General features: G+C 39.6%; 16 protein-coding genes. All 16 read left to right on the top strand.

The genetic code is table 11. The features are described 5' to 3' along the window. The first annotated feature begins 34 nt into the window (after positions 1–34). Positions 35–601 carry a hypothetical protein gene (locus tag PHO71_RS23100; RefSeq protein WP_300208124.1) on the top strand — a complete coding sequence of 189 codons (567 nt, stop codon included), beginning with the start codon at positions 35–37 and terminating at the stop codon, positions 599–601. 2 nt (positions 602–603) lie between these two features. After that, complete coding sequence (locus tag PHO71_RS23095) at positions 604–1,233, top strand: hypothetical protein (RefSeq protein ID WP_300208120.1); 630 nt, start codon at positions 604–606, stop codon at positions 1,231–1,233. A gap of 27 nt (positions 1,234–1,260) precedes the next feature. Then, on the top strand, positions 1,261–2,568 hold the full coding sequence (locus tag PHO71_RS23090; protein ID WP_300208118.1) for a hypothetical protein: 1,308 nt from the start codon (positions 1,261–1,263) through the stop codon (positions 2,566–2,568). After that, positions 2,561–4,291, top strand: a complete 1,731-nt coding sequence (locus PHO71_RS23085) for a hypothetical protein (protein ID WP_300208116.1) — start codon at positions 2,561–2,563, stop codon at positions 4,289–4,291. The genes PHO71_RS23090 and PHO71_RS23085 overlap by 8 nt, the downstream gene beginning before the upstream one ends. After that, the gene (locus PHO71_RS23080; protein WP_300208113.1) at positions 4,291–5,013 is read left to right on the top strand and encodes a hypothetical protein; all 723 of its coding nucleotides are present in this window, start codon (positions 4,291–4,293) and stop codon (positions 5,011–5,013) included. The genes PHO71_RS23085 and PHO71_RS23080 overlap by 1 nt, the downstream gene beginning before the upstream one ends. 305 nt (positions 5,014–5,318) lie before the next feature. Continuing rightward, positions 5,319–5,465 carry a hypothetical protein gene (locus tag PHO71_RS23075; protein ID WP_300208111.1) on the top strand — a complete coding sequence of 49 codons (147 nt, stop codon included), beginning with the start codon at positions 5,319–5,321 and terminating at the stop codon, positions 5,463–5,465. A gap of 24 nt (positions 5,466–5,489) precedes the next feature. Beyond that, positions 5,490–7,172 (top strand): hypothetical protein, encoded by a 1,683-nt coding sequence (locus PHO71_RS23070; protein WP_300208108.1) that lies wholly within the window; start codon positions 5,490–5,492, stop codon positions 7,170–7,172. Between the two features lie 43 nt (positions 7,173–7,215). Beyond that, positions 7,216–7,725: a hypothetical protein gene (locus tag PHO71_RS23065; protein WP_300208106.1), complete on the top strand. Its 510-nt coding sequence runs from the start codon at positions 7,216–7,218 to the stop codon at positions 7,723–7,725. A gap of 38 nt (positions 7,726–7,763) precedes the next feature. Beyond that, positions 7,764–8,195, top strand: coding sequence for a hypothetical protein (locus PHO71_RS23060; protein ID WP_300208104.1), 432 nt, complete (start codon positions 7,764–7,766; stop codon positions 8,193–8,195). Positions 8,196–8,533: 338 nt separating this feature from the next. Continuing rightward, positions 8,534–11,107, top strand: a complete 2,574-nt coding sequence (locus PHO71_RS23055; RefSeq protein ID WP_300208101.1) for a hypothetical protein — start codon at positions 8,534–8,536, stop codon at positions 11,105–11,107. Positions 11,108–11,144: 37 nt separating this feature from the next. Beyond that, positions 11,145–11,540, top strand: a complete 396-nt coding sequence (locus tag PHO71_RS23050) for a hypothetical protein (protein ID WP_300208099.1) — start codon at positions 11,145–11,147, stop codon at positions 11,538–11,540. A gap of 2 nt (positions 11,541–11,542) precedes the next feature. Next, entirely contained in the window at positions 11,543–13,228 is a 1,686-nt protein-coding gene (locus PHO71_RS23045) for a hypothetical protein (protein WP_300208097.1), read from the top strand. After that, positions 13,228–13,659 (top strand): hypothetical protein, encoded by a 432-nt coding sequence (locus PHO71_RS23040; protein WP_300208095.1) that lies wholly within the window; start codon positions 13,228–13,230, stop codon positions 13,657–13,659. Before PHO71_RS23045 ends, PHO71_RS23040 begins: the two co-directional genes overlap by 1 nt. 24 nt (positions 13,660–13,683) lie before the next feature. Next, on the top strand, positions 13,684–14,913 hold the full coding sequence (locus PHO71_RS23035; RefSeq protein ID WP_300208093.1) for a hypothetical protein: 1,230 nt from the start codon (positions 13,684–13,686) through the stop codon (positions 14,911–14,913). Further along, entirely contained in the window at positions 14,910–17,075 is a 2,166-nt protein-coding gene (locus tag PHO71_RS23030) for a hypothetical protein (RefSeq protein WP_300208091.1), read from the top strand. The genes PHO71_RS23035 and PHO71_RS23030 overlap by 4 nt, the downstream gene beginning before the upstream one ends. Positions 17,076–17,085: 10 nt before the next feature. After that, positions 17,086–17,462, top strand: a 377-nt coding sequence (locus tag PHO71_RS23025) for a hypothetical protein (protein WP_300208088.1), incomplete at its 3' end; no start/stop codon positions are given.

Genomic DNA, 17,462 nt, shown 5'->3' with positions numbered 1-17,462 from the left:
GAAAAATTAAAACAAAGGAGAACCAAGGATAATTATGAAAGATAAACAAGAAACAATATTTTCGTTGAAACCAGGCGACACCATAGTACAAATCATACCAGAATGGCTGCAGACCAATAGTACCGAAGTAATATTACCAGATCTAACAACCGGCTATACTATACCACTCAGAAAGTTCTTTTTGGAAAAATTTGGATCCGAATTCTGTGGTGTAATGGAAGTCGGATCATTTTTTATTAATACTAAAATTAATAAAGACCTTATTGAAGAACTATATGAAAATAATACTCATTTTGATATTTATATACGACAAAAACATATTGATTGTTGTCCGAAAGTTCTAAAAATATTTAAGGATTGTACTTTATACCAGCAAGAGTTTGCAATACCGGAAGTACCCGAAACAATATTTAATCGATATTATTTTACGAACAGTAAGGAACCATGGGATATTCCAGAAAGCAAGTTAGATAATTTAATTCCAGTCAACCAATACATATATGATTATGCTGTAAGCAAGGCAATTAAAGATCTCAATAAAGATCTAAAGGAAACGGTAAATAATACAGTCAAAAAAATGTTTGATGAAGCGAGATTATAAAAATGTCTGCCGTTATTGAATACCAATGGATTAAAATTTATCGGGACGAAAATAATATAGAAAAATTTATACCGCAATTCACTTCCGAAGGTAAACAACAGCATTGGACGGAAACTGAGAATGTCCCATTAACCAAGTTAGTCATTGCTCCTATAAGTCCTGAAGTAGCCACTGCAATGCAGGCTAACAAAATCCCAGGCGTTGCAGTACCATTACCTGTCTGGAATTTTAATATTTTACCATCGGACAAAATAAAAGCCTACTGGGACAACGAAATTCAGCTGACAAACCATTTTTACTGTAAGACATGTGGCACTCAATGGAAACATATGGATAGCAAGAAGTGGGCTCAGTGTCCAAATTGCGGTCAAACAGACGAATGGTCATGTAAACAATGCGGTCGTCATAACATAAATAAGGACTTAGTTAAAAAGAATGCTCGCGGCGAAACAAATTGTCCTTACTGCGAAATTCCGTATGGCCTTAATAGAACTCGATACTTGGAACGCATTCAGGACGTCATTGAAAATACTGATTATGCTATTGAAGTTGCAGGGAAATTTAAGATTATTATCCGAAAAGATGTAATAGACGTAGAATCTTTGCAGCCTGATTTGACCGTAGAACTTTAATTATATAATTTTTTGGGAGCGTGACTAATGTTAATCGGTGAAACAGCAATAGGAGAAATTCCTGGTATTGGAGATTCTTTTTCTGTCCTATCTAAAAGTTATGCAATGGACATGTGGACGATATTCGCTGGTTCTGAACCACTAGAAGATCCACCCGGTGCAATACGATACTATAATTATAGAAGTTACGATATATTACTAAAAAAATTGCTAACCACCAGTTATAATGGACTGCTAGCAATTGCCAGATCAGATCTAAGTAAAAATTACCAGATAAATACATCACTGTTAAAAACTTTAGCGAGTGCGGATTTCGACATAATACTTCGGCCATCACGGGATTCTTTAATTCCTTCCACGAGCGTCATAGATGCCATTGTAAAATCTTATGCCGAAATTCTTGATGCGGTATGGCGACAAATGGAAACAATGACAAATGCTCTGAAATTAGATTATGCCTGGGACGAAGAACTTGATAATGCATGGGGCAAAATTTATGATCTTCCTAGAATATCAGATGAAGATGATACGTCTTACCGAGATAGACTGAAAACTCGTACGAATATTCTGAACAGTTCTGGAACAAAAGCTAATTGTGAATCTATCATAGATAATGTTATTGGGGAAGAATCTACTAATGTCGATCCTAGCTGGCCTGCAAACGTAAAGATAACATTTGATACCATTACGGCTATGAGGACTGCGAGAGAAAAACAAAATACTTTAGCCATACTTATACCTCAGATGTTAGCTGCTGGTGTGTCATATGACTTAATGTTGCCATTTATTGACCTATATTTCGATATTGTAATGAATGGTCCAATATGGCTGCCATATAATAATTATCTGGCAATACGGCATCGAAATAAAGATACCACCTATGAATGTGACTTAATTGAAATATTTCAAAATGTCTGTAGCACGAGCGATGACATTACCCTGCAGAAGTACTTCCAGAAAACTTTATTGATGGGATCATTGATACGGTCATATAATAATAAAAACTATTCTATATATACTGGGTTATTTGGCACTATTGTTAAGAATCTGCTCATGGACATGATAACAGAAAAAGACGACATCAATGTTCCTTATACAACTAATGGATACGTAACGAAGAATGATCTGGAAAAGTCTCCGACGTTCGATCTAATATCTCAGATTACAAAACGTCGTATTTATCATAATGACATAATGTCTGTATTCCACAATTCAGCTAGCATCGATTTTGATATTGCTACGAGACTTTATTTAGCTAGCATAGATTGTGATATCTTGAACAAACAATCGTTTCCAAAGCGATCGACAATGCAAATAACTTTGGTTGGTGCATAAATTGAGACCTGTTGTACTTTCTATTGCAGAAGGAAAAAACTTTATTCTTGGTACATTTGACACCACAAACTTTGCGGATTGGTGGAAATCTGAGCCATTTCCCGGGGCAATAGACGAGATTCAGCAACCAATTCACGTCTTCGGTCAATACCATATTTGTATTGTCAAAATGCTGGATGGATCGTATTCGATATACCGTACCAAAAATATGGGCAAGTCCTGGAAACAAGTATATAATTTACCTGGGAAAATATATACATTAAATCTAATTGATTATGGCTGGGTAATTGCAAGTACCTCCGCTGGTTGGATAGAGTCGAAGCTAGATTCAGGCTATACTTGGACTGCTATATCTACGTTTGCTCCCAACTGTAAGACTGTAATTAATATAAGTGACGATGTATTATTTGCCCATGATGGGACATCTATATGGCGTTCTTACGATTTTGCTCGTTCATGGAGTAAAGTACTGACAAAAACAGGTTGGACGTCGAAAGGAGTCCATGATCCGGAAGAAACCAAGAATTTTGTATGGTCTGGCTGGGCATATCCAGCACTAGCAGGTGTAGGACAGACTCTTTTTGTAGGATTTGGACCATACCTAAATGTTTCGGAAGATCTTGGAAATACATGGTTTACCCATCCGCAAGGTTGGGGAGGAGATTATTGGGCTTATTGGAATGGTTCCCGTACTCAGGGCTGGGGTGGATCTCAGTTATTTAGTCCACTATATAATACCAGGATCTTGCAGTTAGTAATGACGGATACTAGCGGCATTACGCTAAATGATGTTTGCCTGATGGCGAGGGTTCTCAAACTCGATACGAATCAAGTAATGTATGCTTATTCTGGTAAATTATATAGAAATAACAATACTAGATTTGCTTGGAAAACAATATTCACGTTGCCATTTGCTAATTTGGATAGCGGCATAATATCGTCTTATGACGTGTTAAGACCAGGTTCTTCAGAAAAAGATAAATTAGCTGTGGTATGCAGCTATGACTCCAATAATCGTCCGATTGTAAAATATTCCATTGATGCTGGTTGGACGTGGAATTCGCTAAACTACAGTAATGTTACCGTATATGAAGGCGATCCAACCCAAGAAATTATATCTGAGAAAGGTCAACAAGTCTGGGATGAAGAGTATTGGACTAAATCGACTTGGGTAGGTGCTGCCTGTCATAACTCCGGAAAATATATTGTAGAATATAATAAAACAGTACGATGTATTTCGTCTGATCAGGATTTATTGGTTTCGTTCAGAAAAACCAAGAATTCTGTCCGAGACATCCTAATAAAAGAAATGAAGACCAAGAATTTATTAGTTGACTTGCTAAGTAAAAAAACGAAAACAAAAGACGGATTATTTGATATACTTAACAAAAAAAATATGTCGAAAAACTATTTAGTTAGTCAATTATTACAAGATACATTTGAAAGGACACTTGAAGAAGATTTAGTACTAGCAAGTCGCAACCTATTTAATTGCCCAATTCAACTACCATTACTGAAATCTGTACCAATTAGTATATATTACGATACGTTGCTTTTTGACTCCGTTGACAAGTTATATAGTGCAACCATCGAGTTAATCGATAATCATGTAAAAGAAATCCTGACTACAGTAGCGAAATATACTCCGCAAGCTCCGGACATCCGCTATGACGATATTCCGTATGTACCTTATGATTCACGTACTCAGGAGGTCGTTCCGTAATGATGTCCATAACGCAACGAGCTAGGTTACTAGACGCAATTCCGACTGATTTAGCCGATCTGACCGTAAAGAAACTTCGGAAAGATCGCTTGGGCAACGATGACTATACATTTCCGTCGATGCGTCTTGCAATACTTTCAGAAGGAATTAGAACTGGTCCGAATACAGCTGGACCTATTCGAAAAGATTACCTCGGTATAAATGGAGATGCTCGTGAATGGATTGGTCAACATCAACAAGCTTCCATCAGTATAATTCTGATGGCTGAGAGCACGACATCAAAAACTGACCAAGATACTCCAGAGGTCCTAGACCAAATGTTATATGACCTACAAACCGAAATTGAATTATACCGTCTGGGACTTTATTGGCCGGCTGATTATATGAAAGTCGTACCTGGTTCTGGTAAAGTTAACTATCTACCGCCATTTCAAGCAAAAGCATCCGATGAGCATTGGATTTATCCTGCGGCATTCGACTTTCGGGTAGAATACGAATTTAGTGTTCTCGACGATACACCAAATATTCATGCAATTGAATACAATTTTGGTCTACCTTACGAGCCAATTGATTACATAGAATTAGTTGATATTCATCCTCCATGGTATGAAATGTCGATATGTGTCCGCGGTTGGTATTCGAATGCGGTATTTGACATTATTTTGCAATCTGGTAGCACTGAAGTAACATATTCGGCTGACATGATACTGATAGTAGATTAGGGCGCGTTAGTCGATAGAAATTTCCAGGCGAATATATAACCTAGAGATGTGCATATTAGACCCAGGCCAAAATATATCAAATGGTCTGAGTCAACAATACATAACCAGAAGCTATACAATCCTACCAAAATGAAGAACAGTCCTGGCGAAGCTAGTATCCAGGATAACGGATTTTTTCTTATCGTCATAATAAAAGGATTTAATGGCTTCCAGTATTTATACTTTTTGGTCACTCATTCTAATCTCGTAGACGTAAAATAGCATTCAAGCATTTATTTGATTATAAATATTATAAGGTATATCTTATGGAAAACGATAATTACAAAATCATGGATCCACGCAAAATGAGCGTTTATTCGGCTTATCGAGCTGGAAAGATATCAAAAGAAGTCTATCAAAAATACTTCAAGGATGGTTACAATGTCAAGACCACTCTGATCGAAGTATTATAAGAATTATTTTATGGAGTAAATTTTATGGTTGAATATGGAAATCCTAATCAATTTGTCCGACTGATCATTAAACTAGAGACAGTTGGGCCAGTCCCCGTCATTGTAGGCAAAGGTACTGTCCTGGTTGTTGGTCGATCTATTCGAGGACCAGTAGATGAAGCTGTCGTAATGACAAGCTCGTCTGAAGCAAAGAGCTACTTCTATTCTGGTGGTCTAAAAGACGCAGTAGAACTAATATTTGCTCAAGGAGCGCCAGTAGTATATGCTGTCAGAGTTCTTGGAACAAATCATGCAACAGCAACAGTTACTTTAGATGACGGTCTTGCATCTCCAAATGACGTTGTTACTATCAATGCAGCTTCTCCTGGTATCTGGGGTAATGCATTAACAGTAAAGGTTTTGCAGGGAAGTTATAAAGCCACGGAAACCTCGTATTATGGCTTGCCCGGCGATGGCACGGTCGGCCCCTACTACACTAGCTATGCCAACCTAATGCAGAATTCTGCTAACTGGGTTAAGGTAGCTGGAGTTGAAGCCGAAATCACTTATACAAGCCCACCTTCCGCAGATCAAGTATATGTAGACACTGTAAATGGTAGCCTGACCTTTGGAACAGCTATTGCGGCAACGTCCCTAATAACATATAGTTTGAAATATTATACTATCAAGATTGTCGTTTCTGATAACGAGACCACTTATACATATGATAATATATCGAGTCTGGTTAAATTAGTTGCCAGATTAAATTCAATTGGATTTGTTACAGCAGAAGCAGTTGTAGGAGAAACCCATCTACCATACATAGACGCAGATGTTACATATGGACTGACTGGTGGACTAGACGGAACATCTATTACAACCGATGACTGGGAATCTGCTCTATGGGTTGGCGGAAATGCTGCAGCTGAACTAATTGGAGCCCCACAATGCGCCTGCCTAACCGAGTATGAAGTAGAAGAAGGCACCCATGATCTGATACCAGTTCTAGACGGTTGGGCAACCGAAATGGCGAATAAGTTCCATCCATGCCAGTGTTTCGTGGCTGCTGCTCCTAACTTGTCCGTAGATCAATTGCTGGATTTGGCTTCTGGCTATTCAAATAGATTACTTACTATCGTCGGTAATAGCTGGGATAATTCCTCAACCATACAAAATATTGCTTGCGCTCGTGCCGGAAAAGAAGCTGCAGTAGCAATTGGTGAGAGTGCCGCTTTGCCCCGCAATGCAATGAATGGTCTAAACGGCCTCCTGAATACATTCGATCAAGACGAAGTTGACACTCTTACCCAGGCAACTGATGCATCTGTCGACGCCATAATAAAGTCCCGGGGTATCAGACCCTACGTAGGCATTACTACGGATCAGACCTGGCAATTCTTACGGACAGTAGATAATCGTACAATCAATTGGGTTATTGTTTGTTCAAATGAAATTGCCCAGCAATATTTCCATGAAAAGCGTACCAATGCCGTAATGGCCTCTATGAAGGCTTCGATAGAGTCCGTACTACAAGATCTCTTACGTAACGAAAATATCCGGGCCTACAAACTTAGTGTTTATCCATCTGACACCGATACTGGCAAAGTATTCGTAGACATCAGCATGGAAAACATTGGTCATATTGAACGTATTGATGAAACAATTGCAGTAGGTATCCTGAACGAAAACGAAGATACCTCAGTAGTCACGGAAGTAGCTGACGAGTAACCCGAACCGTACTATATTTTTTAATATTTGACGAGGTAAAATAATGGTAGAAACAGCAAGCTCATATACAATTGTAGCAGAAGATCCTGGTGACATTAGCATACGATTTAAATCATCTGGCGGAGAACATACAATACCACTGAAGTCTATATCAGTTCAAAAATCAACAGACGTGACTCCAGAGTATGGTACAGGTAATCACGAAAAATACGGACAAACCCAAGGTAAAATTGACTACAAAGGCGATTTTGAAATTGGTACTTGGTGGGTGTCTGCCGCCGAAAATCCTTCAGCTTGGATGGACCTAATTAAGTTGAATTTAACATACGAAAATAGCGGCCTTGGTCGAGAATTCGACATAGTAATAAGTGATACCGGTCTAGATTATGAACGTTCGATGCAAAATGGTCCTACTACAATTTCAGCTAATGATACTGGTATCGTTACATTTAAGAGATGTCTACTAACCGGAGATTCCCTGAGTGTTGGTAATGTTGGATCCACTTGTTCGACTAAATACTCCTTCAGTGCAATGTATAGAACACCGAAATAAATAATATAAAATAGTATATAAAGCAAGGAAAGTAAAACATGATATCAAAAGAATTAATTTTAGAAGGAACCAAATTCCGAAAGACTGTTCATCTAACCGCGTATGACGAAGACGTTGAAATTAAACCACTTAGTGAGCTAGAAATTGCTAAAGTATTTAAGACTGTTGAGGATGCTGGATTCTCAACTACTGACCCAAAACTTTCGGATAATTATATTTTGCAGCTTGAGGCATGTCGTTATGGCATCGTAGATCCAGCTCTTCATGAACGAGTGGAAATTGATGACATCGATGAACCAGGTAAAAAGAAAACTTTGGAAGTTTTCGAACTCATGATGGGTAACGCCCTCATAGAAATTGGTCGTGAAGTCATTAATATTTCGACAGTTGGTAGCCAGGAATTATCGGATTTTTTCAAGAGCCAGAAGGCCAAAAACTTGTCTGGCTCCATTATAGTGGATACAGAATAAGCAATTATTCGATTGGCAAGTTAACGCGCCTGCAGATTGATTGTATATCCAAGATGCAGGAAATTATAGCACTAGCTAAGTCTGGTAAAAAAACTCCAAAAACCTACAGTCATAAGGAGTTTATCCGAGCAATTAAAGGTAAACTTCCAGAAAACTTCAAGTACGATACTTGTAGTGATAGTGCTAAACAACGTTGGCTATCAATGGTGAATAAAAATAAATAACTTTTTTTGAGGTGACTTTGTATTTCTGATTTTGCACGCAGTGTGAGCATCTTAGTCGAGATCGCCGGTAATCCAGAAGCCCGGATCGACGAGATTAATAAAAAATTAGACAGTATGTCTAATAAAAAAGTCGATGTTACTGGTCCGTCTCAAGCAGCTAGTAGCATGGACAAACTATCTGGAAGCACTGATAGAGTCTCTTCGGCTACGACTTCATTGACAAGTAAAATGTCATCTGCGTTTGGAAACGTTAAATCTTCTCTGACCGATTTACAAAACAGCATTCAAAATATGGCCACGTCCTTAGCCGGTATTGCTATCGGTGGATCTATATCTGGTTTAACATGGAAAGCCAGTGCAGAGACCAAACTGATCAATGATCAAATTAAGGAAGCCATTGAAAATAATAAAAGACTTGGAATATCCTACGAAGAACTTGATAAATTTGTGCAAGAACAGGCAGAAGCTGGTGAGGGTACAAAACAAGACACCGTAAAAGAACTCTATGCAACCTTAATGGCTGGTGGCAAATATTTTAAAGGTACTGGCCAAGAAAAACTTAATCTAGCTGATGCGGTCGGAGACTTCTATTTCGCTCACCAAGAATTAATGAGAGAAGAGCAGATCGGATCAGCTGAACAATTAATCCAACGAGTGTCAATGCAAACTGGAAAGATGCAAGGTCGTTTCGGCATTAAGCTTGCTACAGCCATGGGACTGGATCCAGAAGGCAAAGAATTCAAGTCAGCTAAATCTCGTATCAAAGCCCTTACGGATAAAGGATCCACTATTGACATGAAAGTTGAAATGGAAAAGCGTCCTTGGGAACAATTAGAAGTTAATATAAGCAAACTAAAATATGCTATTGGAGATAGTATTGCTGGACCACTTGTTTCTCTAACGAATGTAATTGCTGTTGTTGTAGAAAAATTATCTAAAATACCAGGACTACCAGCTCTAATTGGCTTAATGGGAGCCACTCTGGCATTGGCTTCGGCATTCAGTTTAGTAATTGGTGTCATGACACCATTGTGGAAGTTGATGAAAGCAGTTGATGCGGCTTTAAAAATAAGTACTACATTAAAAGCTATTGATGCTACTGTAACATATGCAGAAGCAGAAGCAACCTTAACTGCAACTGGTATGAAAGCAGGTGAAGCATCAGTTGAAGAAATGTCAAATGCTATTAAAAATGTTTCCATTACAACCAGAATTAAATTAGTTGCTGGAAAATTAATTGAAATTGCAACATCAAAAGCACTAATCGTAGCAAATACGTTACATCTTACAACTCTTTATGGTATACTTACGGCAGAAAATATGTCGGTTGCTTCGAAACTAAGATTAATCGGAGCGAAAGTCTGGGATACTGCTGCATCATATGCAAATAGCGCTGCTAATTTACTTGGAATTTCTAGCCTCCTAGGACTAGCTAGCGCAGAAGGCGTTGCGACCGTAGGAGCCTATGGATTAGCTGCAGGAATATGGGCTGCATTATCTCCGCTACTTCCATTTGTTGCGGCTGGATTACTTATTGTCGGAGTACTTGCTCTAATTGCCAATAAATTCGGCATATTACAGCCAATCATTAATTCATTTAAGAAAGCTTTTTCTGGTGACTTTTCTGGAGCCTGGAAAACTTTAACGGACATCAAGTTACCGTCAATTAAATGGGACTTCAGTGCAAGTGGAATAAAAGGAGCTTTAAGTGAAGTATTTTCCGGCACTAATTTTATTACGACTATAATAAGATTACTCGGTGTTCCACTATATAAGTTAATTGACTTTGCCGAACAAATCCGTGACTTACTAAAGAAAGTTAAGGACTTCGTAGAGTATATGTCAGGACTATTTTATAAATATATTTATAGTCCCCTTAAAGGAATCTGGGATAAAATAGAAAGTTTAGTAAGTTTTCTGATCGGTGGAGCAGGCAAAACTGGTTCTGAGCTAACAGAATCAGTTAAATCTGAAATATCAAAACGCGTCGAAGATTATGCTACTGGAGCAAATCCAGGTACGTCCCTTAGAGGTCTTTCAACCGAACAAATAGATTACTTGGCAAAATATACATCCGGAGATAAATCTGTAACTCCAGAAATGGCTACAGCATTAGGCATAACAGGTCCTATGCTAGAAGAAGCTAAAAAAATAGCAGAAGATCTAAAGCATCCAAAAGGTATGTTAAATGGCGGTACTAGTATAGCAACTATAGCAGAAGGTGCTTCCGAAGGATTAAATACTGCAATAGAAGAGCATGCTGAAAATACAAATAAAAATCTTGCAGAAGGAATGCCTGCATTTGCTGCAGCAGATTGGTCTACGTTAACGTCACTTGAATATGGATGGGAAGCAGCAAAAGGAATCTATAATAAATTATTTGGCAATAGTAAAGTAAAGAAAGCGGCTTCCGGTGGCGAGATAACTAAAGAAGGTCTTCTTTACGGACATGTCGGTGAACCTATTATACCTGCCGAGATTGCAAGTAACTCCAATTTAATTTCGCTTTTAGAAAATTTATCATCTGAAACTGTCACTACAGAAAGTAATAATCCAACCTATATAGTCCATATGACATATAATGCACCTGCTGGATCTAATAGAGGACGTTACCTGGATGACTTCGAATTTGAAAGAGCCGTAAAAAACATCATTGGTAAGTGTACCAGAACTTATGGTGCATACTAAATATAAATAAGATAAAATAATACAGGAACGATTAAGCATGGCATTTACAATACAATTAGGATCCTTTGCCTTCAATGAAGAAATAGCCGCATCCGATGAAAGTGGTGATATTTCTTCAGGACAGCCAAATCCAACTAGAATATCCTGGTCAAAAGAAAATATAATCAAGACTCATGAAATTCCATGGCCATCTCATAAGACTTGCAGAACATCCAAAATGACCTTATGGAAATGTGATATGGATTTTAAGATAGTTACAAATACTAGAGTCCAACAAATACAAAAAATGATTGATGACGTTGGCCCATATTACTTAAGGACTCCATTTAAATCCGCATACATGTATATTGAGTCATTTACAGCTAATTCCGAGGAAGGAAAGAATGATCATTATTTCGTATGCTCTATGAAACTAAAAGAAAGGAACGATTAAATATGGTTTCATGGACAATACCAGAATATATCGAAGCTCATCCAGCCGAATATCCAGGAACTATTATTACGAAGTTCTGTCCGAATGCTCCTCCAGAAAGTAACGACAAATTAAGTGAATGGTATAAACAAGGTTACAATTACTTATATGAAGAAATCCAACAATATGAAGAATATGTAACTAATGTTGAGACTCCACCAGTTGCCTTGAAAATGGCTTTGCTTACATGGGGCACGGTCAATCTAACTGAAGAAAAAGATCCTGTACCTACAAATCCGGTTACTACAGCAAATGACGACGAAGATCCGATAGCCGACAATAATTCCGGACTAGGTCAAGGCATCCGTACGTATACAATGATTGGCGGAGACATCGTATCCAAAGATATCATTAGTATTACAGCTACAATGTCTTCTGGCTACGACGAAGGCAACGAACAAGCATCTTGCGTAGTCACCCTAAACAACAATTACCAAAAGTATGGTAAGAAAATATCGTCATATCACTGGGTTCCACGGGTAACTCCTATTTGGTCGCAAGCAGCAATAGATTTTAATACGGATAATGGCGTGGAAACCAGTACTTACATGATCTTTCAGGGCTTCATGTCAGATGCAAAATATAATAATGAAGTAGCTACGGTAACATTTGGTTGCATTTCAATTGAAGCAGCTGGATCTTTTGACGACGAAACTTGGTCTCCAGACGATGGATATGAAACCAAAATGAAAGATACAATAGATAAAATTTCCGATGCCACTGATAAAGAAATTAAAATATTAAATTTGCGACAGAATATATCACAACTTAAAAAGTCTGATTATACTCCATCGGATCTATCTGGTAATGAAAGTTTGCGAAGTATTGCTCAGGACAACCAAGAGAGTTTCTATTTTGGTCATGATTTTGAAGACAACGTATATGTGGTGCTAGTAGATTCAGAATCCTATACCGAAACAATGTTCCTAGATCCATATGTACTAGAACCAGCAGACACTTCAACAATATTTGGATATGCTACAGTAGTAACCGTAATTGCAGGAACCACTAACTTAGATCCCACACTAAGAGCCATACCAACATCAGTGAAAGACGAAATATTTGCAACATATGAAGACTTCGACGGCATATCAAAATACGGCAGAATAGAAGCAGATATCACTCATGATTCTAATTTAACCTCTGTCCAAGTTGATATCGAAGCAGAAATCGAAGACGAAAATTTCAAGCAATATAGAGATAGAGATATAAAAGTCGTTGTTGCAAACCGAATACCAAAGATATATGGACTAGTATTATTCCAGGTTCCGGACATAATTACTGGTGATTTAGTCTGGATCTATGGCGGAGTTCGTAAGAAAGAAGTTGAATATAGTTCAGCTGGCATCATAACTCATCTGGAAGTAGCACGTATCGACGTAGATCACGGTAATGAATTGACGGCATCCGAAGGCGGAGTTATATTACAAACAGACGAATATGAAGCACTTGACGGTCAACTATGGCAAGCTGTTTTTCAGAATGGTCGCTGGCGATATGGACAATCTGGTGATCTCTGGAATACTTTAGTACAATACTCTGAATATAGTGCTACTCCTGCGGAAGTCACTAGTCACTTTGCCGAACAAATTAAGAACATAGAGTCTACAAATAATCAGAACTCAGCCAACTGGAAGTCGATGTATTAATGAGCGATAAATTTTTATATTCGTTTTATGGCGATGGTACTACTACCTGGGTCTATCGTTGCGACAAGTCTGGCAATGTTGTCCGAGCAAAGACCACTTCAGATCACTACGAACACTTCGACTTAGCTGAACTTCCAACCAGAATCAGTATAGAATTTCGAGATGCTTCCGAACGAAGATGGTCAGAGCAAGAAGAAATACAAGAGAATACGTTGACGACCGAAGTTCCTGAAAATTCTGAGGACACTGGCATGACAGATGAAGAATTCATTGAATATGTGTTAGCACATCACCTCAACGTCAAGTTTGAAAATCACAAATTCTGGATGCTAGTCGAAGGCAAAGACTTTTCTAAAAAATACGTAGAGATGCCATACTCAATGTTACGGGCAATTGCTAGACGTTGTCGGTATTTCGGGCTGGTGGACTAAATGCCATCTGGTCCGATGACCTCAATGGGAAATAGTGTCCAACGTTGGATGCAGAATCTCTTTAAAATTGAATACTGTACAGTTGTGGAAGTTGACAGATTCGGACGGCCCGGCGTGCAGTGTCATAGTCCAGATCATCCGGAATATTATAATACGGTCACGGTAAAAGTCCGGGATGCAAAAAAGAACATTGACCCAAAAAAACTTCAGCACGTCTATGAAATAGTTATACAAGATTTTACAGGAAATTGCTTCGGTCACCCGTGGACACCACGAGTTGGCGATCTAGTTTTAGTTTTGTTCTTATATAATACTCAACCTATAATTCTAGGTCCCGTCAACACTACATATCAAACTCCGCCGTTTCGCGCACCTACATCCCAGGACGCGATGTACGACGAAGTCTGGAAATGGTGCCAGTGGTTGCGTCCTACCGAAGACAAAAACATGGATTATAAGGATCACCCACAAGGCAAGATGCCGATTTGTAGGAAATTGTTTCATGGGCCAGTAACTGGTGCTGCAGGTGGCAAAGGCCGCGACGAAATGTTTATCTGGGACTGTCAGATGGGTGACGCTGAACCAACTTGCCGACTATGTGAAATAATTGATTCAGTACCACGTAGCGGTGAACAATGGTTTAAACAGTACTCAACAAAAACCGAATCTGAGGAAGCTTATAACAGTCGAGCAGAATGGCATAGTCGGTGTGGTTCCTACTTACGCTTAGAGTCAGATGATGAAAACCCAGCTGGAACGTCTTCTTCTGAATATTCCGAAGGTATTGGCCATATCCGCTTTGGAAATGCAATCTCTGAGAACAGTAAACGTGGTCATATAAATTTCCGAGGTAATGAATCAAGTACTGATCATGCCGGAACAATCGACATACACGCAGAACACGAAGAAGCTTCTTTTGAATCTGAGTCTCAAGGAGCCCGCATTTCTGTGGTTGCAAATTCAGATGATAGTGTTGATTTCGCTACCAAAATGGAATACTTCGACAAAAATTCTTTTATAGAAATACTCAAAAACGGAAACATAACATTAAGCAGTTTATCTGGAATGTCAAGCATCTGGATAGACGGAACTACAAAGACTATAACACTCAATGGTATTGATTATATTGATGAAATAGCAAGCGAGGAAATTGAATTAAATACGCCTCTTGTGCACATAACAGGCAACCTCGTAGTTGATGGGAGTTTGACGCACGGCGGAGGATCTTGTTGCGGTGGAGGGTGGTCTGAGTGAGCGAAAGTTGGAGTTATTATTCTGCAAACACAATTCAAATATCTGGCGACCTATCTTCAAAATATTTTCCTAATTCACTGATTTATATTATTCAAGGCGGCAGTGCCAAGTTTTTCCTCATCACGGCAGTTAATGTCGTTTCCAGCAATACTCGGCTGACTGTCAGCGGCGGCGGCCTGTACACCCTGACAGCGGATGCCATAACAGCTCATTACTACAACGCCGAAGGCGCAGCCCCTCTGCTGCCGGTACGATTCCGGCCACAAGCAGAGATTTACAGCTCTTCGGTAAAAGAAATACCATTATCTGCTGATATATTCCAAATATTAGATAGTGCAAATAATTATGTCCCCAGGAAACTTTCTTTCTACAATCTGAAACTGGCAATGAAGACTTACGAAATGTCATCACTCGACAATCGTAGTGTTGATCCAATTCCAGAATCGTATACTATGGGAGCTAAGTTAGAATTTCGAGAGAATACCGTAGATGGACTTTCAGATGGCGGAGTTTATCACACCGTTTTGACAATTCGCAACTGGTCAGACTGGTCGGGTGGCAATGCACGACAACTTGGATTTACTGACCATGATAATATCTACATAAGAGGTATATTATCGGGTACGGAATGGGGTCCGTGGGTAGCACTAAGCAAAAATGGGCATACACACAATATCTTTTCTGGCTATGATGTCATAGTCTACCAGAGCGGCGGCCTCACGATAGCTGAAAATGGATGGACGCACGAGATAATAGATTCGGGGACAATAGGGCCGACTACCAACACGAGGGTCCTCAATGCAGCTATAGCTGCTTGCCCGGCGAATGGATCGCTCTATATCGGATCTGGGACGTACTATTTGTACGCAGCCACAAGTTGCACCGCAGGGCCAGCCGGATATCTGACCTACAATGTAGCTCTGCCAATATCGAAGAATATGCATATTACAGGCGCTGGGATCGGGGCAACCATCCTGATGCTTGCCGCTGGCCAGCACTACACCGATCACCCGGCCCTGATTATGTACGCTTACCATCCCTACTCCGACGGTGGTTTCGGAGTGGCATACACCGCTTTCTCTCTGCGAAGAATGACCTTCGACGGAAATGTATCTGGTCAGACCATCTGGTATTACGATGGAGCGGGCCTGTTCCTGGCTGGATCGATGAGGTACAACGCTAGGTACGAAGACCTGGAGTTCAAAAATTCCGCCTGTCACGGATTCTATTCTGGAAATCATGGTGCGGGATGGGAGGTAGATGGGGTTTTCAAGAGCATTTATTCACACGATAATGCTTACTACGATCAGATCGACAACCCCGAGAGGTGTACGCTGAATGGATGGATCTCGTATAATTGCGGATATTATGCTACCGAGATCGGATTGGCAATCGACACGTATACATCAGGCCGACGAAGCATAACATGTTCTGATATAGATATAAGGAAGGGAGGATTATACCTTTTCAGTTATGAAAGCGAAACGTTTAATGACGATTCGGTCATACAGATTTCAAACCTGCACATAGATGCTAGGGAGACCTCTCATAGTGCACTATGGATACAACACATTGGGAATATTTTCATAGACGGCGGATTTATTAGAGCAAACCCGGCAACGAATTATGCCGTTTGGCTACAACATGCTGAAGTTAACTTGTCCGATGTGAAGATTACCGGACTGCGCGGGATTGTGAGTGTCGCCAGTACCGTAAATACTTTAGAATGTCATGATTGTAATATAATTTCTGAGTCTCATTGCATCCTGCCAGTTACAGGTGACACGTATCGATTCCATAGTTGCCAGTTCACTACAAACGATGATGCCGCATATCTTCTGGCGGCTGCCGGTGGGGTGACACTAGAACTATTCTCGTGCACTGGCGGGGCGAACGGATACGGTGCGATAATCATCTCAGCATCGGCTACCGTAAGTCACACGGGTACATATCGGCTAGGGTTGGAAACTGATGGTTATGGTTCGGTCGCCGATGCTGAGACTATTGCTCACGGCCTAAAGATTACTCCAAGGTGGGTGACTGTCCAGGCCAGCGTTGAAGGCACGATAGCAACACCATCAAGTATAGGATCAAGTACATTTACGGTAGATTTTTCGGGTGTAACTACAACACAAACTGTTTACTGGCACGCTAGATACTAAAGGATTTATTATGTCAACTATATATTATGATATTAAAACAAACCTAGACATTTCAGCTGGACATGGGCAATGTCATTCCAGCTTAGATTTAGAGCTCGATGCAACAGGAGACATAGCTCTGATTAGCGGTCAAGACGAACTCAAGCAAAGATTCTTCTTATACCTGGCAACTCCTAAAGGCGAACGCTATGATCCAAAAATTGGCTGTAGTTGCTTAGACTACCTCCATGAAAAAAATACTTCTGGAAATTTACGCCGTTTAGAACAAGACCTCGAAGCAGACATGGATTATCAATTTCCAGAACTAGAGATAAATTCTATAACTTGTTTGAAAAGTGATTCCGATCCATTTCAAACTGAAATTCTCCTCAGAATGTCCCAAAGTGA

The organism is Bacteroides sp. (assembly GCF_028690125.1).
Taxonomy (GTDB): Bacteria; Bacteroidota; Bacteroidia; order Bacteroidales; family Bacteroidaceae; genus Bacteroides.
This window is presented reverse-complemented; position numbering and strand designations above follow the sequence as displayed.

Coding starts and splice junctions, on each gene's coding strand:
- PHO71_RS23045 (WP_300208097.1), top strand. CDS start 11,543: ATGGTTTCATGGACAATACCAGAATATATCGAAGCTCATCCAGCCGAA.
- PHO71_RS23100 (WP_300208124.1), top strand. CDS start 35: ATGAAAGATAAACAAGAAACAATATTTTCGTTGAAACCAGGCGACACC.
- PHO71_RS23080 (WP_300208113.1), top strand. CDS start 4,291: ATGATGTCCATAACGCAACGAGCTAGGTTACTAGACGCAATTCCGACT.
- PHO71_RS23040 (WP_300208095.1), top strand. CDS start 13,228: ATGAGCGATAAATTTTTATATTCGTTTTATGGCGATGGTACTACTACC.
- PHO71_RS23050 (WP_300208099.1), top strand. CDS start 11,145: ATGGCATTTACAATACAATTAGGATCCTTTGCCTTCAATGAAGAAATA.
- PHO71_RS23060 (WP_300208104.1), top strand. CDS start 7,764: ATGATATCAAAAGAATTAATTTTAGAAGGAACCAAATTCCGAAAGACT.
- PHO71_RS23065 (WP_300208106.1), top strand. CDS start 7,216: ATGGTAGAAACAGCAAGCTCATATACAATTGTAGCAGAAGATCCTGGT.
- PHO71_RS23090 (WP_300208118.1), top strand. CDS start 1,261: ATGTTAATCGGTGAAACAGCAATAGGAGAAATTCCTGGTATTGGAGAT.
- PHO71_RS23095 (WP_300208120.1), top strand. CDS start 604: ATGTCTGCCGTTATTGAATACCAATGGATTAAAATTTATCGGGACGAA.
- PHO71_RS23075 (WP_300208111.1), top strand. CDS start 5,319: ATGGAAAACGATAATTACAAAATCATGGATCCACGCAAAATGAGCGTT.
- PHO71_RS23035 (WP_300208093.1), top strand. CDS start 13,684: ATGGGAAATAGTGTCCAACGTTGGATGCAGAATCTCTTTAAAATTGAA.
- PHO71_RS23070 (WP_300208108.1), top strand. CDS start 5,490: ATGGTTGAATATGGAAATCCTAATCAATTTGTCCGACTGATCATTAAA.
- PHO71_RS23055 (WP_300208101.1), top strand. CDS start 8,534: ATGTCTAATAAAAAAGTCGATGTTACTGGTCCGTCTCAAGCAGCTAGT.